This is a genomic window from Nonomuraea sp. ZG12, assembly GCF_052068115.1.
GTDB lineage: Bacteria > Actinomycetota > Actinomycetes > Streptosporangiales > Streptosporangiaceae > Nonomuraea.
This window is the reverse complement of sequence record NZ_JBQHCW010000014.1, coordinates 109,251-130,894: the sequence shown is the minus strand read 5'-3', so window position 1 is coordinate 130,894 and position 21,644 is coordinate 109,251. Positions and strand designations below refer to the sequence as shown.

Sequence of the window (21,644 nt, the reverse complement as noted above, 5' to 3'; positions counted from 1 at the left end):
GACACGATCAGGGACCCCCGGCCCTCCCCGGTACGCCTGTCGACGGCAGCCAAGATTCTCAAGCTGACAGTGCCAACCGTCCGGTCGCGGGTGGGTCACGGCGTGCTCAATGCGGTTCCCGGCGAAGGTGTCGTCAAAGTCTCAGCCACCTCGCTCGCCCGAATCCTCGTGGCCCTCCGGGTGCCGCCCAGCTGGACGAGCGCGACCGTGGCGAGCCCGGCGACCAGGAACAGCACCGGGAAGATCCCGGAGAAGACGTAGCCCTGCCGGAGCGTCACCTGGTAGCTCTGCTGGTTGATGGGCCGGAACTCGTCGTAGACCTGCTGCTCCTGGCGGAAGTTCTTGGCCACGGCGATGCCGCCCATGGTCTCCTGCAGGTTGGCGTTGACCCGGCCGAGCGAGCGCTGCGCCTTGCGGGTGCTGCTGCGGGCCAGGCGCCGGAAGAGCAGCGCGAGCCCCATCACGACGGGCACCACGAGCAGCGTCAGCAGCGCGAGCTCGACACTGCGCAGGAACAGCAGAACCGTGACGAACCCCACCATCAGCACCTGGCTGATCAGGTCCATCGTCAGGGTGGACACGGTGGCGAAGTCGTCGGTGTCGGAGGTCACCCGGCTGACGATCCGGCCTGACGGCGTCTCGTCGTAGAACGACAGGTCGCGGGCCAGCACCGCGTCGAAGGCGTCCTCGCGCAGCCGCAGGACCACATCGCCGGTGACCCTGGAGCTGTTGGACTGCCGTACGAAGTTGAACAGCCAGCCCAGCCCGCCGACGAGCAGCAGCCCGGCCGCGAGCTGCCGGCCCACGTCGGTGATCGTGCCTGCCTCGATCGCGTCCACGGCCTCGCTGACCAGCAGCGGCACGGCCGCCTGGCTCATCGACAGCAGCACGATCATGGCCGCCACCAGCAGCATGGCGCCCAGCTTGGGCCGGAAGTAGGACAGGATCCGGCGCAGCAGGTCACGGTCGTTGTAGGTGCGGTCGTAGTCCTCGGCGTCGAGGCCGTCCATGATGAAGCCCATCAGAGCGCCCCTTCCTGCTCGCCGGCCATGACCGCGTCGGCGACCTCGTCGTAGTGGGCGAAGATGCGCCGGTAGAGGCCGCTGCGCTCGATCAGCTCGTCGTGTGTGCCGTAGTCGACCAGCTCGCCGCGTCTGAGCAGCAGGACCTTGTCCGCCCAGCGGATCTGGGAGAGCCGGTGGGTGATCAGGAGCGTGGTGCGGCCGTCGAGGATGCGGCCGATCGCCTGCTGGATCTTGTCCTCGGTGGCGGAGTCGATGGCGCTGGTGGAGTCGTCGAGCACGAGGATCGCCGGGTCGGTGAGCAGCGCCCGCGCGATGGCCAGGCGCTGACGCTGGCCGCCGGAGAGCGTCACGCCGCGCTCGCCGATGACGGTGTCGTAGCCGTCGTCGAGCTCGGCGATGAACTCGGCGGCCTGGGCGTCCTCGGCCGCCCTGATCACGTCCTCGCGGTCGGCGCGCTGCCCCAGGCTGAAGGCGATGTTCTCGGCCACCGAGCGGGAGAAGAGCACGATGTCCTGCTCGATGGTGGAGATCTGGGAGCGCAGCGAGTCGAGCTCCCAGTCGCGCAGGTCGACCCCGTCGACGAGGATCCGGCCCGAGGTGACGTCGTAGATGCGCGGCACCAGCTTGGTGAGGGTGCTCTTGCCGGAGCCGGTCTCGCCGACGATCGCCACCGTCTCCCCCGGCCGCACGGTGAACGTCACCCCGCGCAGCACCGGATCCCCGTCGTCGTAGCCGAAGGTCACGTCGTCGAAGACGATCTCTCCGGTGATGCGGGCGGTGTGGCCGTCCGGGCGCTGCTCCAGCTCCGTCTCGGCGTTGAGGACGGTCAGGATCCGGCGCGAGGACACGATGCCGAGCTGGACCAGCGAGAAGGTGAAGATGGAGATCTGGGTGGGGAAGCCGAGCATGCTCATCAGCCCCATGAACGCCACCAGCTCGCCGATGGTGATCCCGCCGGCGGCGTGCAGATAGAGGGCGTGCCAGAGGGCGCCGGCCATCGCGAAGGCGAACAGCAGCGTGGGCAGATAGCGGGCCTGGACCAGGCCGTTGCGTACGAACGAGTCGCGGTAGCGGCGGGCACGGGTGCGGAACAGGGCCCGCTCCTGCCCTTCCTGCGCGGTCACCTTGATGACCTCGATGCCGCGCACGGCCTGGCTCAGCCCCGCGTTGAGGTCACCGAACTCCTCGCGCATGCGGGTGGCCACCGGGTTGAGCTGCCGCATGTAGTGCCAGAGGGCGAAGACGAACAGGACCACGAAGGTGACGGGCACCAGCAGCAGCCGCGGGTCGATCGTGGCGATGAAGACGAGCGGCACCAGGCCCTGGATGCCGGAGTCGACGATCAGGTCGATGCCGGGCGTGACCATGATGGACAGCTGCCGGATGTCGTTGGCCGCGCGGGCCATCAGATCGCCGACCCGCTGCCGGTTGTGGTAGGTCTGGCTCTTGCCGAGCAGGCTCACGTAGAGCTCGTCGCGGGCGTCCCGCTCCAGCCGCTTGGCCAGGACCTCGCTGGACAGCCGGGCGACGAGGTCGAACAGGCCGCGGGCCAGCATGATCGCGAGCAGGGCCAGCGAGATCAGGCCGAGCGCGTCCATCGGCTCCCCCCGGGTGCCGAGCACGGCGTCGAACGCCTGGCCGGTCAGCTGGGGGACCATGGCGTTGAGCACCACCATGATCAGTGACCCGCCGAGGAACCCGGTCAGGTGCACCCAGTGGCGGCGCAGATGCGACCAGAGCCACCGCACCGGGCCGCGCCGGTCATAGGGCTGACCGGAGACGGAGAACTCCGAGGTGGTGCTGGACACGGCAAGGCCCCCTGGCCATGGGTGGGTGGGCGTCGAACCTGCTTTCTATCACCGGGGTCCGACACTTTCCCAACGCTTTTCGCCGGGGGCGCGCTCACGCCCCGATGTGCACCGGGGGTGCGCTCGGCCAGCCTCCTGTACACGTCCGCGGCCACCCTGGCGGCGGAGGCGTCGTTCAACGACCAGAGGGTGCCGATGACGTGCCGGTAGCCGGCCAGGTGGAAGGCGGCCGCCAGGGCTCCATGGCACTCCAGAAGGGGGGATCCGCCTGAACGTATATCGCCGATCCCGGCTTGTGATGGAAGATGCCCATGGCTGTTGGGAAATCCGAGGATGGACGGTGTCGATGACCGAGAGCGAGGCGCGGGCGTGGCTCTGCGCGGAGCTGCCCTCGTTGCGGCGGGACGCCGAGAAGGGCGGCTGGACCGCCGCTCTGGAGGACATGCTGACCGCGCTGGACGAGGGGGGCACCGCCGTGGAGGTGCTCGCGCTGCTCGATCCCGGCGTCCCGGAGGACCGCGCGGATGAGGTTCCCTTCCTGCTGTTCGGCGTCGCCGGTCAGGAGCTGCGGGGTGACTACACCTGCCCCGACGGCTGGTGCGGTCGCCGCGCGGGCCGCGACGACGGCAACCGGCCGCCCATGTGCCGGCTGCGCGGGCGGCCCATGCGCTTCACCGAGGACTGAGCGGTGATCGACGGGCTGCTCACCGAGCTGGGCAAGAAGGTCACGGAGCGCTGGCTGACCCTGATCCTGCTCCCCGGCCTGTGCTTCGTGGCGGCTCTGTGGTGCGCCGTCCTCCTGGGGCACTCCCACGCCGTGGACGTCGCCATGCTCATCCAACAGACCCGCTCCCGCCTGGCCGGGACCGGCGGCGACGCGGTGACGGTGGTGGTGACGGTCGCCGTCGTCCTGCTGGTCGCCGTCGCGGCCGCGAGCCTGGCACGGCTGGCCGTCGGCGCGATGGAGCGGCTGTGGCTGCTGGAACGGCGTGGGCGCAGGGTGACCTGGCCGGGCCGCCGCCTGGCGCTGGTGGACGAGCGGGTGCGGGCCGAGTATCACGGGCTGCGGGCGGCCTTGGTGTGGCCCCGGCTGTGGTCTCTCCTGGAGGAGCATCAGCGTCTCCCGGTGCAGCAGGCCAGGACCGGTCTGGACACCGCGGCGACCATGATCGGCTGGGGGTTGCTCTACGCACTGGCCGGCTGCGCCTGGTGGCCCGGCCTGCTGATCGCCGTCGGCCTGCTGATCGGCGGCGCGACGCGTGCGCGGCGGTGCGCGCACGCCTACGCGACCCTGGTGGAGAGCCTCGTGGACATCCGCCAAGGTGAGCTCGCCCTCGCGCTGGGCATGGAGCTGCCGCACGGACTGATCACCGCGGACGAGGCCGGACAGATCAACGCCCGCCTGCACAAGGGCGGCCCCGACCATCCCGTACGACGCCGACGGCTCAGGAGGCCGGGCTCTTGACCGTGCCCTGCCGAAACCCGCGAACACCGTGAGCGAGCCCGGTGACCAGCACGATCGCGCCCGCCGTCAGCGGCACCCAGTCGCCCAGCTGGACGTACGGGGTCGTCCCGCGATACAGCGGCACGTCGACCACGAAGCCGCCCCGGTACTCCGGCGGGAACCAGGCCAGCCGCGTACCGCCCGCGTCGAAGGCCGCCGACGTGCCGTCGAGCTCCACGAGGACCGCTGACCGGCCGGTCTCGACGGCCCGGACGGCCTCGAAGCTCGCCTGCTGCGGCTGCGCCCAGCTGCCGTGGAACGTGGTGAGCGAGCCCTGCACGATCGTGACGTCCGCGCCCATGCGGAGGAGTTCGCGCCGCATGTCCGGGAAGGTCGACTCGTACGAGATGAGCGGTCCGACCCGGTGGCCGGAGACCTCCAGGATCGTCAGCCGGTCACCGGTGACCCGGTCCTGGGCGGCCGCCGCGGTGTGGTCGGTGAGCCGGCCCAGTAGCGGCCGCAGCGGGACGTACTCGCCGAACGGCACCAGGCGCTGCTTGACGTAGGTGTTCACCAGGCCGTCGGCCGTGTACTGGTAGGTCGACTTGGCTATCTGCCCGGTTGGGTCGGCGGCGTCCACGTTGACCAGCAGGTCGCCGCCCGTCGCGGCGGCGGCCGAGCGCAGCCGGGGGGCGAGGCCGGGCCGCTGGGCCGGGTCGAGCCCGACGCTGCTCTGCCCCCACACGACCACGTCGGGATCGCGACCGGCGAGCTCATGGGTCAGCCGCAGATGTGCCGCGATCCGTTGCTCCGCCCCTGGTACCGGCCCGGTCTGCACGCCCGCGACCCGCATGGCGCCCACGGGCACGGGCTCGGGCCGTACCAGCCCGAAACTGACGGCGGCCACGGCCAGGGCGGCGGCCGCCCCCGCCCCGGCCAGCCGGGCGCGGCGACCGGCGGCGGGCAGCACCGCGGCGGCGAGCCCGACGTTGACGGCGACCAGCACGAAGCTCAGCAGCCACACCCCGCCCAGGGCGGCGAGCGCGAGCACCGGCCGCACCTGCCACTGGCTCAGCCCGAGCAGCCCCCACGCGCCGCCCAGATGCTTCCAGGAGCGCACCGCCTCGACCCCCACCCAGACCGACGGCAGCACCACCAGCGCCACCGCCACCCGGGCAGGCGACGGACACTTGAGCAGACCGTACGAGACCATCCCGAACGGCACCCAGAGGAGGCCGACCACGCCCATCACCAGCGGCGCGAACACCTCCAGGGAGGGGAGCAGCCAGTGGACCAGCGTCACGAAGAAGCCCACCCCCGCGCACCAGCCGCGCCACGCCGCCTCGCGGTACGTCCCGGCCCCGGCCAGCAGGACCAGCAGCGGAACCAGCCCCACCCACGCCCACCACCACGCCCCCGCGGCAGGGAAGGCGAGCGCGAGGCAGGCCCCGGCCGCGACAGCGAGGCCGCGCGGCGGCCATCGAGCGAGCACACCGGACCGCTACCCGGCAGCACGTGGCCGACCCCCCGGCGGAGCGGGACCTGATTGAACGCGGCCGGGGAGTTGTTCATACTCCGAGAAACACCCGTAGAGGAAGGAACTCCTCATGCTGTACGTCTTCGGCTTCGAGCGCATCGGCGTGGCCGTGAGCGACATCTACTTCCGCGACCCGAATCCGAACAAGGGCCAAGAGGGCGCCGAACGGGGAGTCCGCCTCGAAGTGCGGGAACTCGCCCAGGGGGAGCTGAAGGGCACCGTCTATTCCGCCCGCCCGATCCACGTCGACCGGCCGATCTGGCGGGTGGACCTGCTGGAGTCCGTGGAGGGACGACCCGGCAGCTTCGACCGGACCCATCATCATCCGGTCTTCACCGGATGGGACCCCGGCCCTCGCGTGTTCGCCAGGGACCTGTCCAGTGATCCGCTCAAGTGGCTCGAAGGCCGGTTGTCCGACCTGGACGGCGTGCTTGAGCAGGCGGGCACCGGCCAGGACGCCGCCGGGGACGCGGACGCGCTGCGCGCCTGCGCCCCCGAGATCATCGACTGCGTCGAGCGCCTGCTCGCCAAGGTCAGGGCGGGCGAGCTCGGCAGGGCGCCGGACGACGGCGCCGCCGTGGCCGTACGGGCCAGCTGGCTCTAACGCTGCCGGGCAGGCCGGACGACGATCTCGTTGACGTCCACGTCGGCCGGCTGCCCGATCGCGTACGAGATCGCCTGGGCGATGGCGTCGGGCGCGATGGTCTCCGCCCGGAAGACGCGCATCCTGTCCTTCGCGCCGGCCTCGGTGATGGTGTCGGCGAGCTCGGACTCGACGACGCCCGGCGAGATGGTGGTGACCCGGATGCTCGGGTCGGACTCCTGCCGCAACCCTTCGGTGATCGCCCAGGCGGCGTACTTCGTGGCGCAGTAGACGGCGGCGGTCGGCGACACCTGGTGGGCGCCGATGGAGGCGACGGTCACGAAGTGCCCGCCCCCCTGCCGCTGGAAGATCGGCAGCCCGGCGGCGATCCCGTGCAGCAGGCCGCGGATGTTGACGTCGATCATCCGGTCCCACTCCTCGATCAGCAGCGAGTCCAGCCGGGACAGCGGCATCACGCCGGCGTTGTTGACGATCACGTCGATCCGGCCGTGCCGCTGCACGGTCTCCTCGGCGAACGCGACCACGTCCGCGCCGTCGGTCACGTCCAGGCGGCGCGTGTCGACGCTGCCGCCCGCGTGGCTGATCTCCTCCGCGAGCGCCTTCAGGCGGTCCTCACGGCGGGCGCCGATGACCACGTGGTTGCCCTCGCGGGCCAGGCGCAGCGCGGTGGCCTGACCGATGCCGCTGCTGGCGCCGGTGACCAGGATGATTTTGGAGTTGCTCATGTACGTGTCTCGTTTCGTTTCTCGTGCCCCGGGGCATGCCGGGGCGTGCGGCATCGACCCGCGTGCTCGGCGGGTTCGGTGACTGCGGTGGTTGCTCGGTGGTTGTTCGGCGGTTATTCGGCTGTCGACCGCTCGGCCGCGGCCGGGGGCGCGAGCTCGGCGGTGAGGCTGCCCAGCAGCGCGAGGGCCTGCTCGGACGGGCTGCCCGGCTCGGCCTGGTAGACGACCAGTTGCTGGCCGGGGGCGCCGTTGACGGTGAACGACTCGTAGTGCAGGGTCAGCTCGCCGACCAGGCGGTGGTGGAAACGCTTGGTGTCGTGCGTCTTGTGGCGGACGTCGTGCCGCGCCCACAGCCGCCGGAAGCTCTCGCTCCGCAACGACAGCTCGCCGACCACCTCGATCAGCGCCGGATCGTCGACGTCCGCCCCGGCCACGGCCCGCAGCCCGGCGACGGTGTTGACCGCCGCCCGCTCCCAGTCCGGGAAGAACTCCCGGGCGTCCGGGTCGAGGAACACCAGCCGTACGAGGTCCGCGCTGTAGGTGTGGCCGGCGTACAGCGCGCCGCCCAGCGCGTTGTGCGCCAGCACGGTCAGGCTGCGGCCCAGGACGATGGCCGGGGTGTGGGACCAGCCCGTCATCATGCGCAGCAGGTTCGGGCTCACCCGCTCCTGGCGTGGGGCCCGGCGCCGGCGGACGCCCGGGTTCGCGAGCTGGTGCAGGTGCGCGACCGCGTCGTCCGTCAGCCCCAGCGCGCGGGCCAGCGCGTCGACCACCTGGGCCGACGGGTGCCGCTCGCGGCCTTGCTCCAGGCGTACGTAGTAGTCGGCGCTGACTCCCGCCAGCATCGCGACCTCTTCCCGCCGCAGTCCCGCCACCCGTCGCCGGCTGCCGGCAGGCAGGTTCACGTCTTCGGGCCTGATGAGCTCCCGGCGGGCTCTCAGGAACTGGCCGAGCAGGTTGTCCCTGTCCATGCGCTCCAGGTTAGGCCTGGTCCACGGCTTATGGGAGCGCGGAAGGGGGCCGGGTCACTCCTAGGCTGACCACTCCTGCGCCGGCTCTCCCTTCGGTGGCTTCTCCTTCGGTGGCTTCTCCCTCGGTGGCTTCTCCCTCGGTGCGTGGCGACGGCTGGACGACAGCGGCAGCATGACCTCCACCTGCGTGCCCGCGCCGGGCAGGCCGCTGACGACGCAGATGCCGCCCAGTTCCGCCGCCCGCTCGCGCATGGACCCCAGCCCGACCCCGGCCCGGTGGCCCTCCGGCAGCCCTCGGCCGTCGTCGCGGATCGTCACCCGCAGCACCGAGTCCTCCCGCTGCAGGACGACGGAGGCCGTACGTGCCTCGGCGTGCCGCCGCACGTTCGTCAGCGCCTCCTGAACGATCCGGTAGACGGCCACCTCGACCGCCGCCGGCAGCTCGGACAGCTCGCCCTCGACCATCACCTCGATCGAGATCTCCGGCGAGGACTGCCCCGCGAGGTCCCGTACGGCCCGCGCCAGGCCCAGATCGTCCAGGGCGGGCGGTCGCAGGCCGTACACCAGCTCGCGGATGTCCCCGGCGACGGCGTCCATCCCGGACCGCAGCTGCAACAGCAGCGTGTCGGCCGAGTCCGGCGAGTCCTTCAACCGGCTGCGGGCGATGTTGATGATCATCGCCATGCTGGACAGGCTCTGCCCCAGCCCGTCGTGCAGGTCGCGGCGCAGCCGCCGCCGCTCCTCCTCACGGGTGGTCAGGATGCGCTCCCTGGAACGTTGCAAGTCCGCCGCCATGCGTACCGCGTGAGCCACGTCCGCGACGTACGGCGTGAGGGCGGCCAGCATCCGCTCGTTGTGCGCGGCGGGGAACCGGCGCGGTCCCGGCAGGCCCACGAGCAGGTAGCCCACCTGCTCCCCGTGCCAGACGAGCGGCACCCGCCGCTGTGCCTCTCCCACCCGCCCGTTCTCGACGTAGCGGGGCTCGCCGTCGATCACCACCACGGCGACGCCCTCGACTGCGAGCCCGTCGCGCAACACGCCGACCACCGACGTCAGCGCCTTGGCCGGGTCGCCGCGCCGGATCGCCTGCGTCAGCCGCTCGGCGAGGAGGCCGGGATCGCCGACCTTGCCGTACAGCATCCGGTCGACGGCCCGCTGCAGCATCCGCCGCAGCGGCTGGAAGAACGCCCCGGCGAACAGGGCGGCGGCCAGCCCGGCGACCTGGTCATAACCGGAGACGAACAGGCTCGACGCCGCGCCGAAGCCGAAGTAGACGGCGCTGACGACGGCCAGCAGCCCGGCGGCCACGAAGGTCCGGCTGATCACCGTGTCGATCCCGTACAGCCTGTAACGCATGGCCGAGAAGGCGATCGCGATCGGGATGAGCCCGGCCCAGATGATCGCCGGCCAGACCAGCTCGTCCGCGAACGAGGCCACGACCAGGCAGATGATGTAGCCGGAGAACGCGAACAGCGGCCACCCGATCTGCCGCCGCACCACCGGGCTCGCGGCCCGCAGCCGGGAGGCCAGGGAGATGGCCGCCAGCGCCATCGAGGCGTAGATGACCGTCCAGGTGATCACGAAGACGGTGGACGTGAACGGCGCGAGGGCGGGGACCTGCAGCGGGTTCGGGATGACGGCGGGGTACGGATAGGTCGCCAGTGGCGGATCCGGGCGCACGGCGTTGCGCAGCATCTCGGCCGCCAGCGCGGTGGCGCCGACGATCGGGACCACCCGCCAGCGCGGCGACGGTAGCCGGCCGTCGGGGGAGTACATCGGCAGCAGCAGCGTCAGCGTCACGCCGCACACCGCCCAGCCGACCAGGTTCGGGAAGCGTAAGCAGCCGGCCGTCACCAGGTGGCCGTCGGCGGCGGACCGGAGCATCAGCGCCCCCATGACGTCGCTGACGCCGGCCGCCAGCCCGCCCACGCACATCAGCCAGGCCAGCTTCAACCGGGGCCGGTGGAAGATGAGGAACGCTCCCACCGCCGGGAACGTCAGCGCGACGGCCGACTGCGGAGTCACGGTCATCCGCGGCGTCCACTCGTCGGGCAGGCCGGCCCAGACCAGCATCCCCGTCACCTCAAGGGCCGGGGACACCACCGCCATCAGCAGGGCGATGCCGCTCGCCAGGCGCGCCGGCGAGCTCTCGGCGGCGGCCACGGCTCCGCCCGCTGCCGTGGCACTGCCGGCGATTTCGGCCATTGTGTTCCTGCCTCTCCAGCCCCCATGAGTTGGACAGGATTATGACGTCTTTGGGGTAATAAATCGCCTCCCCCCGCCGCCGTCGGGGTGAACCCGCGCCCTCGGTGACAGACTCGAAGCCATGCAGAAGACCTCATTGGACGCCGTGGTCCGCGAACACCTCAAGCGCGCGGCCGAGGCCTCGACCGGACACAGCGCGGAGACGCTGCACGGCGGTCACGAGCACACCCTGCGCCAGACGCTCATCGCGCTGACGACCGGCCAATCGCTCAGCGAGCACGAGAACCCCGGCGAGGCCACCCTCCTGGTGCTGCACGGACGGGTCCGCCTGCGCAGCGGCGGCACCTCGTGGGACGGGATGACGGGCGACTTCATCGTGATCCCGCAGGCCCGCCACAGCCTGGAGGCCCTGGAGGACTCCGCCGCCCTGCTCACCGTCGCCAAACTGCCCTGACCCGGTGACCCTGCTGACCTTCGGGCACGGCACGGCCACCCGCGACCGCCTCGCCGCCCTCCTGCTGGAGGCCGGCGTCACGGCCGTCGTCGACGTACGGACCGCGCCCGGCAGCAGGCGCAACCCCGACGCCGGCCGGGAGGCGCTGGCCGAGTGGCTGCCGGCCGCCGGGCTCGGCTACCGGTGGGACGGCCGGCTCGGCGGCTTCCGCAAGCCGGCGCCGGACTCCCCCGACGTCTTCTGGGAGAACGCCTCCTTCCGCGGCTACGCGGGCCACACCCGCGAGCCGGACTTCCTGGCGGCCATGGACGAGCTGCTGGCGCAGGCGGCCGCCGGGCGCACGGCGGTGATGTGCGCCGAGGCGGTGTGGTGGCGTTGCCATCGGCGTCTCATCGCCGACTTCGCCGTCCTGGCCAGGCACGCGACCGTCCAGCACCTGGCGCACGACGGCCGCCTCACCGACCACCCGCCGACCCCGGGCGCCCGCCTGCGCGAGGACGGTCTTCTGGTGTACGACTACCGGACGTAGCCCCCCGCGCCGCGCCTCCCCTGCCCCGTGTCTCCCTTGTCTCAGGCGAATGCCTGGGCGACCGCGAGGCTGTCCTCGTAGACGTGGTGGCGGGTGACGAGACCGTTCTCGACCGTGAGGTGCAGGGCGAAGCGGGAGCGGTACGCGCGCCCGGTGGAGCGCGCGGTCTGCCGGATCTCGCCGAGCACGACGGCGTCGTCGCCGTCCACCAGGATGCGCTCCACCACGGTGCCCGCCTCCTCCGGCACATGGTGCTCGGCGATCAGGCGGAAGTGGTCGGCGGCGTCGGCGCGGGTCTTGCGGTGCCGGATCCACGGGATGTCCATGCGGCCGTGCTCCGACTCCGGCCAGTCGAGCTTCCAGTCGCCGTGCTCGGCGTACATCTCGGCGATCCGCTCGGGGTCGCCCTCGCCGATCCGGCGCAGCAGCTCTTGGACGACGTCGCGCGTGGACATGGTGTTCCTCCCGGTTGATCAGCGGATGGCCCTAACTGTGTCAGAAGCGGCCGACGCTGGGCGATTACCTCCCAGGTAAGGCATTGACAAATTTATTTGTCGGTGAAAGGCTTCGGGGCATGGAGACGAAGCACAGCACCCAGACGGTCACTTCCGCCGACGGCACCACGATCGCCTTCGAGCGCATCGGCCGGGGCCCGGCGCTCATCCTGGTCGACGGCGCCATGTGCCACCGGGCCTCGGGCCCCGCCAGGCCGCTGGCCCAGGAGCTGGCCGACGATTTCACCGTCTACACCTACGACCGGCGCGGCCGGGGCGAGAGCGGCGACACCGCGCCGTACGCCCCCGAGCGCGAGCTCGAGGACCTCGCCGCGCTCATCGAGGAGGCCGGCGGTCCGGTCCTCCTGTACGGGATCTCGTCGGGCGCGGCGCTGGCCCTGGCCGCCGTCGAGAGTGGGCTGGCCGTGAGCAGGCTGGCGGTCTACGAGCCGCCGTTCATCGTCGACGACACCCGGCCGCCCATCCCCGCCGATTACACCGAGCGGCTCCAGGACTTCCTGGCCACGGGCCGGCCCGACAAGGCGATCGGCTACTTCATGCGCAAGGGGGTCAACCTGCCCGGCGCGATGGTGGCCATGATGCGGTTCATGCCCGGCTGGTCGGGGATGAAGGAGGTGGCCCGCACGCTGCCGTACGACGCGGCCTTCGTCACCGACTTCGAGCGTGGCAGGCCGCTGCCCGAGGGGCAGTGGGACTCGATCAAGGTGCCCACGCTGGTGGCCGACGGCGCGAAGAGCCCGGCCTGGATCCGCAACGGCGCCACGGACCTGGCGCGGGTCCTGCCCGGCGCCGAGCGCCGCACCCTGCCGGGCCAGACACATATGGTCAAGCCGCAGGCGCTGGCCCCGGTCCTCAAGGAGTTCTTCCAATGATCTTCCGCACCACGGTGGCCTCCATGGGCGGCCGGTTCCTGGTGCCGCTGAGCGCCGAGAACCGCGCCGGGGCGGGCGTCGCCGCCGACATCATCACCCGCCTCACCAACGGCGAGGCGTGACCGCCCTCACGTCGCATACTCGCTCTCGCGGGCGAGGGTGCTCGCTCTTGGGAGTGAGGCCGAGGTTCGCTCCTCGCGGCGATCCCAGGCGAGGCGGATCATCGCAGGATTAGGGGCATCAGCCGAACCGCTGGGACGTCGACTCCGGGCAGCCGATCTCGCGCACCGGACGTCATCCCGGCCCCACCCCCGAGGAGAGCAGCTCATGATCACTCGCCCCGCGTACCTCGCCGCCCCCGCGCTCGCCATGGTCTACGGAGTGCTCCGCGTCGTCGACGGGTTCGACGGCAGCCGGGGTCCCGGGCTCGCCTGGACGCTCGGACATCTCGCCTTCATGGGCGCCCTGGTGCTCTTCGCCGTGATATTTCGGGATATGTGGAGGATGCTCGGGCGTGGCCGGGTCGCCACCGGCCTTCTGGCGGCGGGACTCGCCGGGATCGCGTTCGCCTTCGTCCAGTTCGCGATCGACATCGTGGTCGGGTTCATGGCCGCCGACCACGAGGCCATGGGGCCGCTGTTCGACCAGGTGCAGGCGGTGCCCGGAGTGCCGCTGCTGGTCTACGAGGCCGGGCCGATCCTCTTCTACCTCGCCCAGCTCGCCCTGGTGATCCAACTCGCCGTCCAGCGCCAGGTCAAGCTCTGGGTGCCCGTGCTCGTGCTGGTCCAGATCCTGCTGCCGTTCGCGTCGCTGGACCTCATCCCCGTCGGCGCGGTGGTCGCGATGATCGCGTTCCTGCCGCTGGCGACGCGGCCGACGAAGACCGCCCTGGCTCATGCGTGACCATGCGGACTTGAAAGGATGGGACATCGTGCCCGATCCTCCGCTCATCGCCGTACTGCGCAGGCGTCTGCGAGCGGTCCCGCCGCTCGTGGCGGACGGGGCGCTCACCGCGCTGATCACGATCGCGCAGCTCTGGCCGCTGGTCTCCAGCGAGAACTCGACCGGCGTGCCGTACAGCTGGTGGGGTTATGCCGTCGCGGTCGCCTCGTCGCTCCCGCTGATCTGGCGGCGCCGCTTCCCGGTGCCCGTCCTGCTGTCGAGCCTCAGCATCAGCGCCCTGTACGACCTGTCCGAGCAGGTGGCGGACCAGCCCGTGTGGTACGGCTCGCTCGTCGGTTTCTACACCGTCGCCGCCTACTCCACTTTCTGGACAAGAATCATCACCCTCGTCCTGACCGCTGCCGGTATGGCGGTGTTCGTCGGCTCGTCGGAGACAGCGCTGCGCAGCGCCGTGCTGCTCGTCGCCTCGTACGCCATCGGCAGGGCGGCGGCCACCAGCCGCGCGCACGCCGCGGCGCTGGAGGAGCGGGCCGCGCGGCTGGAAAGGGAACGCCAGATGGAAGCCGAACGCGCGGCGGAACGCGAGCGGGCCAGAATCGCCCGCGACATGCACGACATCCTCGCCCACGCGGTCAGCCTCATGGTCGTGCAGGCCGAAGCCGGGCCGGTGGCCGTCAGGAACAACCCGGAGCGGGCCGAGGCCGCCTTCGAGGCCATCGCGGGGGCCGGACGCGACGCGATGGTCCAGCTCAGGCGCATGCTGGGCGCCCTCAAGGAGGACGAGGCGCCCCGCGCTCCTCAGCCCACCGTCGAGGACCTGCCCGAACTGGCGGCCCAGGTCTCGGGCACCGGCCTGGAGGTGGCCTTCCACACCGTGGGCGAGCCTCGCCCCGTGACACCGGACTGCGCGGTCGCCGCCTACCGGATCACGCAGGAAGCGCTCACGAACATCGTCAAGCACGCCGGCGCCCACCATGCGGACATCCGGCTCACCTGGGGAGACGACACGCTGATGATCGACATCACCGACGACGGGCGGGGCTCCGGCCTGGCACTGCCGTCGAGCGGGCACGGGCTGATCGGCGTCCGCGAGCGCGCCGCCGCCTGTGGCGGCACCGCGACCGCGGGCCCCCGCCCGGACGGCCCCGGCTTCCAGGTCTCGGTACGCCTCCCGGCGGCTCGATCATGACCGGCACGGAGTCCACCCCGGTTGTCCGGGTGGTGGTGGCCGACGACCAGGAGCTGGTCAGAGGCGGGTTCGCGATGATCCTGGACGCACAGCCGGACATCGACGTGGTGGCGGAGGCGGGTGACGGCGTCCAGGCGGTGGCGGCGGTACGCGAGCACGCCCCCGACGTGCTGCTGCTCGACATCCGGATGCCCAGGATGGACGGCATCGAGGCGGCCCGGATCGTGTGCGCCGAATCGGCCTGCCGGGTGCTCATGCTCACCACGTTCGACCTGGACGACTACGTCTACGACGCGCTGCGGGCCGGGGCCAGCGGGTTCCTGCTCAAGGACGTGCGCCGCGACGACCTGGTCAACGCCGTGCGGGTGGTCGCCGGGGGCGAGTCGCTGCTGGCTCCCACGGTCACCACCCGGCTGATCCACGAGTTCACGTCCAGGCCGGCCGCCAGGCCCGCCGCCGAGGCGGCCGGCGCGCTGGCCGTACTGACCGCCAGGGAGCGCGAGACGCTCCAGCTCATCGCCCGCGGGTTGTCCAACGCGGAGATCGCCGCGGCCCTGGTGGTCAGCGAGCACACCGTGAAGTCGCACGTCAGCAACCTGCTCACCAAGCTCGGGCTGCGGGACAGGGTGCAGGCGGTGATCACCGCCTACGAATCCGGGCTGGCCGTGCCGGGGGCGTAAGGCGCGGCCGGGAGGGTAGGCCGGGGCGTATGACGGACGGCATTGAGATTGACATGCTCTGGGATGAGTTCCACCGCGTGGTGAACATGACGTCGGAGGAGCTGCGGGCCTACCTGCTCGCCGACGCCTCCGGCGAGGACGGCTTCGCGCCCGATCCCGACCTGGGCATCGACAGCCTGGGCCGGGGCGTGCTGCACGTCCTGGGCAAGCGCAAGGTGGACCTGACCAAGGACGACTACGACACGATGCGGCGGGTCGTCGAGCTGGTGGAGACCGTGGGCGACAAGACGGACGACGAGTCGCGGCACCTGCTCATGTCCGCCGGTCACGATCCGCTGCGGGCCTAGCGCCATGGTCGAGCCGCAGGCGTGGATCGACGGCTACCTCCGGGCGTGGGAGTCCAATGATCCGGACGAGATCGCCGCCCTGTTCACCGAGGACGCCATCTACTCCAACGAGCCGTACAGCATCCCCGCGCGCGGGCGCGACGAGATCGTCGCGAACTGGCTCGCCCGCCAGGACAAGCCTGGCGAGACCACGTTCGAGTGGCATCCGGTGTGTCTCACCGACGAGGTGAGCGTCATCCAGGGCGTCACTACATATCCGGACAAAACGTACAGCAACTTGTGGGTGATCCGATTCGTTCCCGACGGCAGGTGCCGGGAATTCACCGAATGGTGGATGGAGCATGACGCAAGGTGATGCAATAGGCCGACCACCACCCGAGGAGGCCCGTTGAGAGACAACCTCGACCTCGCCGCGAACGCCCAGCAGCTCGCCGACGCCGCACCGGCCGGATCGATCGACCGCGCCGCGGCGAAGTCCGTGGCGATCACGCTCGCTACGACTCGCGACGTCACGCAGGCCAGACAGACGCTCGACGGGCTCTCGCCCGCGGACGTCCGGCAAGCGGCATTGGCCCTCTTCGACCGCCTCTCGGCGGGCTAACCCGGGTTCGGCCCACTCCCCAGCGGCACCGCCATCGAGCGGTGCCGCCTGTTCGCGTTGCGCCGGATTCCGGGCACCCGGATTTTTGGCGGCCGGGTTCTAGGCCGGGGTTCTAGGCCCGATGTTCGGCCAGCACGGAGCGCATGTCGGAGATGGCCCGCAGGGTGCCCCGGACGGTGCCGGTGACCTTGGAGCGTCCGGCGCGCGGCAGGTAGTCCACCTCCACCTCGGTGACCCGCCAGCCGACGGCGGCGGCGCGCAGCACCATCTCCAGCGGGTACCCGAAGCGGCGGTCGGCCAGCCCGAGCCCGACCAGCGCTTCCCTGCGACAGGCCCGCATCGGCCCCAGATCATGCAGCGGGATCCCGGCCCCCCGCCGCAGCCTCCAGGCCAGAACCGCGTTCCCCAGCCTGGCATGCACCGGCCACGCCCTGTCGCCTCCATCGCCCAGCTCCCTACGGCGGCCGAGGACCAGCTCGCTCTCGCCCGCCAGGACCGGGGCGGTGACGAGGGGCAGTTGGCGGGGGTCGAGGGAGGCGTCGGCGTCCATGAAGCAGACGAGGTCGGCCGTCGCCGCCAGCAGGCCCGCGTGGCAGGCCGCGCCGAAGCCACGCTGCGGCTCCTGGACGACCAGCGCGCCGTACGCGGCCGCGATATCCGGCGAGCCGTCGGTGGAGCCGTTGTCGACCACGATGGGGCGGTATCCGTACGGGATGCGTTCGAGCACCCACGGGAGCGCGGCGGCCTCGTTCAGACAGGGCAGCACGACATCGATCATGCGACAGACGCTAGGCCCCACCGCCTGGCAGCGGTCTTACGAAGTCATGACGGCCCGACGCGTGTCCTCGGAGCCGGTCTCCAGAGGGCCGGCGGTCGCCTAGGCGGTGAATTCCTTGAGGCCGTCGGTGAAGGAGATCTGGGCGCGGAACCCCAGGTCTCTGGTGGCTCGGGCCGGGGAGGCGACGATGTGGCGGACGTCTCCCAGGCGGTAGGCGCCCGTTGTGACGGGGTGGGGGCCGCCGGTCTGGTGGGAGAGGGCCGTCGCCAGCTCGCCGACCGTGTGCGGGGTGCCGCTGGCGATGTTGTACGGGGTCAGGGCGCCGGGGACGCCTGCCCGCAGGGCCAGGACGTTGGCGTGGGCCACGTCTCGGACGTGTACGAAGTCGCGGCGCTGGCCGCCGTCCTCGAAGACCCGTGGCGCCCGCCCGGCCAGCAGCGCCGACAGGAAGATCGCAGCGACTCCGGCGTACGGCGTGTCCCTGGGCATGCGTGGGCCGTAGACGTTGTGGTAGCGCAGGGCCACGGCGGTGCCGCCGGTCTCGCGGGCCCAGTTGGCGGCCAGGTGTTCCTGGGCGAGCTTGGTGGTGGCGTAGGCGTTGCGGGGGTCGAGGGGGGCGTCCTCGGCGATGACGGCCGGGGCCAGCACGCTGCCGCAGGCGGGGCAGCGGGGGTCGAACAGGCCCTGGGCCAGGTCGTCCGCCTGCCGAGGGCCCGGCCGTACCCGCCCGTGGGTGAGGCAGTCGTACGCGCCCTCGCCGTAGACCACCATCGAGGAGGCGAGCACCAGCCTGGGCACGCGGTGCCTGGCCATGGCGGCGAGCAGGACGGCGGTGCCGTAGGCGTTGACGGAGGTGTAGTCGGGCAGGTCGGCCACGTCGACGCCGAGCCCGACCTTGGCGGCCTGGTGCACGACGGCGTCGACGCCGGGCAGCAGCCGGTCGAGGGCGTCGGCGTCGCGTACGTCCACGCCGCTGACCAGGTCTGCGGCGAGCACCTCGTAGTCGGGGGACGCCCCGGCGCCCGGTGGATCGGAGAGCACCTCAGTGCCGGAGAGCACCTCAGTGCCGGAGAGCGCCTCGGCGATGTGGCTGCCGATGAAACCCGCTGAGCCGGTGAGCAGTACACGCATGCCGCCGATCCAACACCCGCCCGGCGCGTGCCGATCTTACGAAGCGGGAACGTCGCCCAGGTGCGCCACCAGCCGCTGGACCTGCTCGGCGTAGTAGGCGCCGAACTCCGGTGAGGCGGGGTCCCGCTCGCAGACGGCCCTGACGAGCTGGGGGAAGGAGATGCCGGCCGCGGTCATCGCGAACAGGGCCACGAGCACCGCCGCAGGGTCGAGGTCCGCCGGGAACTCGCCGGCCTCCTGGCGGCGGCGGAGCTGTTCGACGTCGCGGCGCATGTCCTCGGCGAAGCTCTCGTCCGGTGGGCCGTCGTCGGTCAGCCCCTGCCAGAGCATCAGCTTGCCGAAGTCGCGGCGCTCGGAGTTGGCTCGTACGTAGCCGGCGACGAGCTCCGCCAGTGTCGCGCCGTGGTCGGCGAAGGCGCTCTCCTCGCCCTGCCATCGGGTGTTGATCGCCTGGTAGAGGCCCTCCTTGCCGCCGAAGTAGTAGGAGATCAGCTGTTTGTTGACGCCGGCTCTGGCGGCGATCTCGCCGACCCGGGCTCCGGCGAAGCCCTTGGCCGCGAACTCCTCCAGCGCCGCCTGCACGATGCGGGCCTTGGTGCGCTCGGGGTCGCGCTGCTTCTCCTCTGGCGCTCGTCTCATGCCGGGACTTTATCATCCATCCGTTTGGTTGACAGTTTCATCCGTTTGGTTGATAGTCGAAGACATGACGAACGACATTGCGATCATCGGCGGCGGCATCGGCGGTCTCTGCCTGGCTCAGGGGCTGCGCAAGGCGGGCCTTCCGGTCACCGTCTACGAGCGCGACCGCACCCCCGCCGACCGGCTGCAGGGCTACCGCGTGCACATCGACCCCCACGGCGCGCGGGCGCTGCACGACTGCCTGCCTCCACACCTGTGGCAGGCGTTCCTGGACACCACCGGACAAGGCGGTCAGGACTTCGGCTTCCTCAGCGAGAAGATGCGCCTGCTGGCGCTGCTGGAGACCGCCGAGGTCGCCGATCCGGCCGACGGCCACCACTCGGCCAGCCGCATCACGCTCAGGCAGGTGCTGCTGTCCGGGCTCGACGAGGTGGTGCGGTTCGGCAGGACGTACGAGCGCTACGAGCGACTGCCGGACGGGCGCGTCAGGCTGCACTTCGCCGACGGCGGCAGCGAGACGGCGGGCATCGTGGTCGCGGCCGACGGCGGGAACTCACGGGTGCGCGGGCAGTATCTGCCGCACGCCCGACGGGTCGACACCGGCATCACGACGGTGGCGGGCAAGTTCCCGCTCACGGAGGAGACCAGGGGGCTCCTGTCGCCCCGGCTGGTCGACGGCCCCAACACGGTCATCCCGCCCAGCGGCCTCGGCCTCTTCTGCGCCCCGCACGACCTGAGTGAGTCCACGGGCACCGCGAACATCCGCGACATCGGCCCCACCACAGGCGGCGTCGGCAGCCTCGGAGCCGCCACAGGCTCCGGCGCCTGCGGCGTCGGGGCCGCTGCCGGGCTCGGCGGTATCGGGGCGACCGAGCAGGAGGGCGCGCTGATGGACAACACCAGCAGCTACGTCCTGTGGGCCCTCGGCGCGGCCGGCCACCACTTCCCGCCCGACATTTCGGAAATGTCGGGCGAGCAGCTCAAGGCCACGGTGTCCCTCATGATCCAGTCCTGGCACCCCGACCTGCGCAGACTCGTCGACGACTCCGACCCGGGCACGGTCTCCCTGCTGCCGATCCGTACCTCGATCCCCGTCGAGCCCTGGCAGACCACGAACATCACCCTGCTCGGCGACGCCATCCACAGCATGACCCCGATGCGCGGCATCGGCGCCAACACCGCGCTCCGCGACGCCCGTCTCCTCACCCAAGCCCTCACCAGCGCCCTCGCCCACGGCCAGGACCCGCTCCAGGCCATCGCCGGCTACGAGGCCCGGATGCGGGAGTACGGTTTCGCGGCCGTACGGGACTCGATGCGCGCGGTCGAGCAGTTCGTCGGCGGCAACCGGATGGCACGGGCCGGCTTCAAGGCGTTCCTCCGCACGGCCCAGCGCTTCCCCGCTTTCAAGGCCAGGGTGTTCGCCGGCGAATAGGGCCACCTGCGAGCGAGTTCGGGTGACATCCTCGCCATAACCAGGCTTTAAGCATCTGGTAAGCCTTCACGAGGTCCAGGCGGTCTAAGGGCTGCGTACTGTGGTAGAAGCAGTGCGGCAACGCATGCCAGCCGCTGCTACACATGGAGTGCGCCAGGTTCGATCTTCCGCAATCGCGGGGAATGCGCCAATGTGGGGGCAGCTTCCACCGCGAAAGAAGGAGACCAGTGGCCGATCCCGTCACGCTCGGAACCCGAGGCAGCGACTTCGCCAGACTCGTCGACAAGATCACCGAAGCCGGTCTGCTGAACCGGCGACCCGTTTACTACGCGATCCGGATGAGCCTCGTCATGGGCGCCTACCTGGGTGCCTGGGCGCTGTTCGCCTGGGTCGGCGCCTCGTGGTGGCAGTTGCTCGTCGCCGTACTGCTCGCCGTGATCTCCACCCAGATCGGGCTCGTCTCCCACGACGTGGGACACCGGCAGGTCTTCCGGACCCGCCGCGCCAGTGACGTCGCCGGGCTGCTGTTCGGCAACCTCGCCATCGGGCTCGGCTGGGGCTGGTGGAACAACAAGCACAACCGTCACCACGCCAACCCCAATCATGAGGACCACGACCCGGACGTCTCCCCCTCGGTGATCGTCTGGTCGCAGGACCAGCTGGGCAGGACGACCCCCCTGGCCCGCTTCATCGCCAAGCGGCAGGCCTACTGGTTCTTCCCGCTGCTCACCCTCGAAGCCTGGCATCTGCACGTCGCCAGCATCAAAGAGGTGTTCAAGCCCACGGCCAAACGCCGCGGCACCGAGGGCGCGCTGCTGGCCCTCCACTTCGTCCTCTACTTCGGCCTGATCTTCACCGTGCTGCCGTTCGGCATGGCACTGGCGTTCATCGTGGTGCACCAGGGGCTGTTCGGCATCTACCTGGGCTGCTCGTTCGCGCCCAACCACAAGGGGATGCCGATCCTGACCGCCGAGGACAAGCTCGACTTCCTGCGCAAGCAGGTGCTGACCTCGCGCAACGTCAAGGGCGGCGTCTTCACCGACGTGCTGCTCGGCCAGCTCAACTACCAGATCGAGCACCACCTCTTCCCGAACATGCCCTCGCCCAACCTGCGCAAGGCCCAGCCGATCGTCCGGCGCTACTGCGAGGAGATCGGCGTCAGCTATCTGGAGACCGGGCTGATCAAGTCCTACAGCCAGGCTCTCAGCCACCTCAACGAGGTCGGCGTGCCGCTGCGCTGACGCGCTTCGGGGGC

At 71.1% G+C, this 21,644-nt stretch carries 26 protein-coding genes; 15 read left to right on the top strand and 11 right to left on the bottom strand.

Annotated elements, in window-relative coordinates; all coding sequences use genetic code 11:
- Window positions 1–95 precede the first annotated feature (95 nt).
- Genes ACTMTF_RS31380 through ACTMTF_RS31370 form a run of 3 tightly spaced genes read right to left on the bottom strand, consistent with a single transcriptional unit; the run spans window position 96 to window position 3,069 of the window.
- A complete protein-coding gene (locus ACTMTF_RS31380; protein ID WP_441113904.1) occupies window positions 96–1,022 on the bottom strand; it encodes an ABC transporter transmembrane domain-containing protein in 927 nt (308 codons plus the stop codon).
- Entirely contained in the window at window positions 1,022–2,833 is a 1,812-nt protein-coding gene (locus ACTMTF_RS31375) for an ABC transporter ATP-binding protein (RefSeq protein WP_441113903.1), read from the bottom strand. The genes ACTMTF_RS31380 and ACTMTF_RS31375 overlap by 1 nt, the downstream gene beginning before the upstream one ends.
- Window positions 2,728–3,069, bottom strand: coding sequence for a CHAT domain-containing protein (locus tag ACTMTF_RS31370; protein WP_441113992.1), 342 nt, complete (start codon window positions 3,067–3,069; stop codon window positions 2,728–2,730). The genes ACTMTF_RS31375 and ACTMTF_RS31370 overlap by 106 nt, the downstream gene beginning before the upstream one ends.
- A 110-nt stretch (window positions 3,070–3,179) precedes the next feature.
- Between ACTMTF_RS31370 and ACTMTF_RS31365 the strand changes: the two genes are divergently transcribed.
- Both ACTMTF_RS31365 and ACTMTF_RS31360 read left to right on the top strand, forming a co-directional pair.
- Window positions 3,180–3,518, top strand: coding sequence for a hypothetical protein (locus ACTMTF_RS31365; RefSeq protein ID WP_441113902.1), 339 nt, complete (start codon window positions 3,180–3,182; stop codon window positions 3,516–3,518).
- A 3-nt stretch (window positions 3,519–3,521) separates the two neighbouring features.
- Window positions 3,522–4,298, top strand: coding sequence for a hypothetical protein (locus ACTMTF_RS31360; RefSeq protein ID WP_441113901.1), 777 nt, complete (start codon window positions 3,522–3,524; stop codon window positions 4,296–4,298).
- Here ACTMTF_RS31360 and lnt read toward each other — a convergent pair.
- The gene (lnt, locus tag ACTMTF_RS31355) at window positions 4,279–5,769 is read right to left on the bottom strand and encodes an apolipoprotein N-acyltransferase (RefSeq protein ID WP_441113900.1); all 1,491 of its coding nucleotides are present in this window, start codon (window positions 5,767–5,769) and stop codon (window positions 4,279–4,281) included. The genes ACTMTF_RS31360 and lnt overlap by 20 nt on opposite strands.
- Window positions 5,770–5,884: 115 nt before the next feature.
- Here lnt and ACTMTF_RS31350 point away from each other — a divergent pair, with 115 nt between their 5' ends.
- Window positions 5,885–6,418, top strand: a complete 534-nt coding sequence (locus tag ACTMTF_RS31350) for a hypothetical protein (protein ID WP_441113899.1) — start codon at window positions 5,885–5,887, stop codon at window positions 6,416–6,418.
- Here ACTMTF_RS31350 and ACTMTF_RS31345 read toward each other — a convergent pair.
- The 3 genes from ACTMTF_RS31345 to ACTMTF_RS31335 form a co-directional block, all read right to left on the bottom strand.
- The gene (locus tag ACTMTF_RS31345; RefSeq protein WP_441113898.1) at window positions 6,415–7,143 is read right to left on the bottom strand and encodes an SDR family oxidoreductase; all 729 of its coding nucleotides are present in this window, start codon (window positions 7,141–7,143) and stop codon (window positions 6,415–6,417) included. The two genes, ACTMTF_RS31350 and ACTMTF_RS31345, sit on opposite strands and share 4 nt — an antisense overlap.
- Window positions 7,144–7,256: 113 nt before the next feature.
- Entirely contained in the window at window positions 7,257–8,114 is an 858-nt protein-coding gene (locus ACTMTF_RS31340; protein WP_441113897.1) for a helix-turn-helix transcriptional regulator, read from the bottom strand.
- A gap of 60 nt (window positions 8,115–8,174) precedes the next feature.
- Window positions 8,175–10,319, bottom strand: coding sequence for a sensor histidine kinase (locus ACTMTF_RS31335; RefSeq protein ID WP_441113896.1), 2,145 nt, complete (start codon window positions 10,317–10,319; stop codon window positions 8,175–8,177).
- Window positions 10,320–10,440: 121 nt separating this feature from the next.
- Between ACTMTF_RS31335 and ACTMTF_RS31330 the strand changes: the two genes are divergently transcribed.
- A complete protein-coding gene (locus tag ACTMTF_RS31330) occupies window positions 10,441–10,773 on the top strand; it encodes a cupin domain-containing protein (protein WP_441113895.1) in 333 nt (110 codons plus the stop codon).
- Between the two features lie 4 nt (window positions 10,774–10,777).
- On the top strand, window positions 10,778–11,302 hold the full coding sequence (locus tag ACTMTF_RS31325) for a DUF488 domain-containing protein (RefSeq protein ID WP_441113894.1): 525 nt from the start codon (window positions 10,778–10,780) through the stop codon (window positions 11,300–11,302).
- A 41-nt stretch (window positions 11,303–11,343) separates the two neighbouring features.
- Here ACTMTF_RS31325 and ACTMTF_RS31320 read toward each other — a convergent pair whose 3' ends face one another.
- Window positions 11,344–11,757 (bottom strand): nuclear transport factor 2 family protein, encoded by a 414-nt coding sequence (locus ACTMTF_RS31320; RefSeq protein WP_397014512.1) that lies wholly within the window; start codon window positions 11,755–11,757, stop codon window positions 11,344–11,346.
- Between the two features lie 119 nt (window positions 11,758–11,876).
- Here ACTMTF_RS31320 and ACTMTF_RS31315 point away from each other — a divergent pair, with 119 nt between their 5' ends.
- The 8 genes from ACTMTF_RS31315 to ACTMTF_RS31280 all read left to right on the top strand — a co-directional run bounded on the left by ACTMTF_RS31315 (window position 11,877) and on the right by ACTMTF_RS31280 (window position 16,409).
- On the top strand, window positions 11,877–12,689 hold the full coding sequence (locus tag ACTMTF_RS31315) for an alpha/beta fold hydrolase (RefSeq protein WP_441113893.1): 813 nt from the start codon (window positions 11,877–11,879) through the stop codon (window positions 12,687–12,689).
- Window positions 12,686–12,811: a hypothetical protein gene (locus ACTMTF_RS31310; RefSeq protein ID WP_441113892.1), complete on the top strand. Its 126-nt coding sequence runs from the start codon at window positions 12,686–12,688 to the stop codon at window positions 12,809–12,811. Before ACTMTF_RS31315 ends, ACTMTF_RS31310 begins: the two co-directional genes overlap by 4 nt.
- A gap of 205 nt (window positions 12,812–13,016) precedes the next feature.
- Window positions 13,017–13,592 (top strand): hypothetical protein, encoded by a 576-nt coding sequence (locus tag ACTMTF_RS31305; RefSeq protein ID WP_441113891.1) that lies wholly within the window; start codon window positions 13,017–13,019, stop codon window positions 13,590–13,592.
- Between the two features lie 28 nt (window positions 13,593–13,620).
- Window positions 13,621–14,781, top strand: coding sequence for a sensor histidine kinase (locus ACTMTF_RS31300; RefSeq protein ID WP_441113890.1), 1,161 nt, complete (start codon window positions 13,621–13,623; stop codon window positions 14,779–14,781).
- A complete protein-coding gene (locus ACTMTF_RS31295; protein ID WP_441113889.1) occupies window positions 14,778–15,461 on the top strand; it encodes a response regulator in 684 nt (227 codons plus the stop codon). Before ACTMTF_RS31300 ends, ACTMTF_RS31295 begins: the two co-directional genes overlap by 4 nt.
- A gap of 53 nt (window positions 15,462–15,514) precedes the next feature.
- Window positions 15,515–15,808 (top strand): DUF3140 domain-containing protein, encoded by a 294-nt coding sequence (locus ACTMTF_RS31290; RefSeq protein WP_397014524.1) that lies wholly within the window; start codon window positions 15,515–15,517, stop codon window positions 15,806–15,808.
- Between the two features lie 4 nt (window positions 15,809–15,812).
- Entirely contained in the window at window positions 15,813–16,163 is a 351-nt protein-coding gene (locus ACTMTF_RS31285; protein ID WP_441113888.1) for a nuclear transport factor 2 family protein, read from the top strand.
- Window positions 16,164–16,196: 33 nt separating this feature from the next.
- Window positions 16,197–16,409 (top strand): hypothetical protein, encoded by a 213-nt coding sequence (locus tag ACTMTF_RS31280; RefSeq protein ID WP_441113887.1) that lies wholly within the window; start codon window positions 16,197–16,199, stop codon window positions 16,407–16,409.
- A 112-nt stretch (window positions 16,410–16,521) separates the two neighbouring features.
- Here the strand turns inward: ACTMTF_RS31280 and ACTMTF_RS31275 are convergent, their stop codons facing one another.
- The 3 genes from ACTMTF_RS31275 to ACTMTF_RS31265 all read right to left on the bottom strand — a co-directional run bounded on the left by ACTMTF_RS31275 (window position 16,522) and on the right by ACTMTF_RS31265 (window position 18,957).
- Window positions 16,522–17,187: a glycosyltransferase family 2 protein gene (locus tag ACTMTF_RS31275; RefSeq protein WP_441113886.1), complete on the bottom strand. Its 666-nt coding sequence runs from the start codon at window positions 17,185–17,187 to the stop codon at window positions 16,522–16,524.
- A gap of 99 nt (window positions 17,188–17,286) precedes the next feature.
- Window positions 17,287–18,318 carry an NAD-dependent epimerase/dehydratase family protein gene (locus tag ACTMTF_RS31270; protein ID WP_441113885.1) on the bottom strand — a complete coding sequence of 344 codons (1,032 nt, stop codon included), beginning with the start codon at window positions 18,316–18,318 and terminating at the stop codon, window positions 17,287–17,289.
- Window positions 18,319–18,354: 36 nt separating this feature from the next.
- Complete coding sequence (locus ACTMTF_RS31265; protein ID WP_441113884.1) at window positions 18,355–18,957, bottom strand: TetR/AcrR family transcriptional regulator; 603 nt, start codon at window positions 18,955–18,957, stop codon at window positions 18,355–18,357.
- Window positions 18,958–19,021: 64 nt separating this feature from the next.
- On the opposite strand from ACTMTF_RS31265, the gene ACTMTF_RS31260 reads away from it, so the two are divergent.
- Window positions 19,022–20,389, top strand: a complete 1,368-nt coding sequence (locus tag ACTMTF_RS31260; RefSeq protein WP_441113883.1) for an FAD-dependent oxidoreductase — start codon at window positions 19,022–19,024, stop codon at window positions 20,387–20,389.
- Window positions 20,390–20,694: 305 nt separating this feature from the next.
- Window positions 20,695–21,630: a fatty acid desaturase family protein gene (locus ACTMTF_RS31255; protein WP_441113991.1), complete on the top strand. Its 936-nt coding sequence runs from the start codon at window positions 20,695–20,697 to the stop codon at window positions 21,628–21,630.
- Window positions 21,631–21,644: the final 14 nt, after the last annotated feature.

Coding starts and splice junctions, on each gene's coding strand:
- ACTMTF_RS31275 (WP_441113886.1), bottom strand. CDS start 17,187: ATGATCGATGTCGTGCTGCCCTGTCTGAACGAGGCCGCCGCGCTCCCG.
- ACTMTF_RS31305 (WP_441113891.1), top strand. CDS start 13,017: ATGATCACTCGCCCCGCGTACCTCGCCGCCCCCGCGCTCGCCATGGTC.
- ACTMTF_RS31330 (WP_441113895.1), top strand. CDS start 10,441: ATGCAGAAGACCTCATTGGACGCCGTGGTCCGCGAACACCTCAAGCGC.
- ACTMTF_RS31310 (WP_441113892.1), top strand. CDS start 12,686: ATGATCTTCCGCACCACGGTGGCCTCCATGGGCGGCCGGTTCCTGGTG.
- ACTMTF_RS31295 (WP_441113889.1), top strand. CDS start 14,778: ATGACCGGCACGGAGTCCACCCCGGTTGTCCGGGTGGTGGTGGCCGAC.
- ACTMTF_RS31335 (WP_441113896.1), bottom strand. CDS start 10,319: ATGGCCGAAATCGCCGGCAGTGCCACGGCAGCGGGCGGAGCCGTGGCC.
- ACTMTF_RS31270 (WP_441113885.1), bottom strand. CDS start 18,318: ATGCGTGTACTGCTCACCGGCTCAGCGGGTTTCATCGGCAGCCACATC.
- ACTMTF_RS31380 (WP_441113904.1), bottom strand. CDS start 1,022: ATGGGCTTCATCATGGACGGCCTCGACGCCGAGGACTACGACCGCACC.
- ACTMTF_RS31265 (WP_441113884.1), bottom strand. CDS start 18,957: ATGAGACGAGCGCCAGAGGAGAAGCAGCGCGACCCCGAGCGCACCAAG.
- ACTMTF_RS31260 (WP_441113883.1), top strand. CDS start 19,022: ATGACGAACGACATTGCGATCATCGGCGGCGGCATCGGCGGTCTCTGC.
- ACTMTF_RS31340 (WP_441113897.1), bottom strand. CDS start 8,114: ATGGACAGGGACAACCTGCTCGGCCAGTTCCTGAGAGCCCGCCGGGAG.
- ACTMTF_RS31285 (WP_441113888.1), top strand. CDS start 15,813: ATGGTCGAGCCGCAGGCGTGGATCGACGGCTACCTCCGGGCGTGGGAG.
- ACTMTF_RS31320 (WP_397014512.1), bottom strand. CDS start 11,757: ATGTCCACGCGCGACGTCGTCCAAGAGCTGCTGCGCCGGATCGGCGAG.
- ACTMTF_RS31290 (WP_397014524.1), top strand. CDS start 15,515: ATGCTCTGGGATGAGTTCCACCGCGTGGTGAACATGACGTCGGAGGAG.
- ACTMTF_RS31365 (WP_441113902.1), top strand. CDS start 3,180: ATGACCGAGAGCGAGGCGCGGGCGTGGCTCTGCGCGGAGCTGCCCTCG.
- ACTMTF_RS31315 (WP_441113893.1), top strand. CDS start 11,877: ATGGAGACGAAGCACAGCACCCAGACGGTCACTTCCGCCGACGGCACC.
- ACTMTF_RS31350 (WP_441113899.1), top strand. CDS start 5,885: ATGCTGTACGTCTTCGGCTTCGAGCGCATCGGCGTGGCCGTGAGCGAC.
- ACTMTF_RS31345 (WP_441113898.1), bottom strand. CDS start 7,143: ATGAGCAACTCCAAAATCATCCTGGTCACCGGCGCCAGCAGCGGCATC.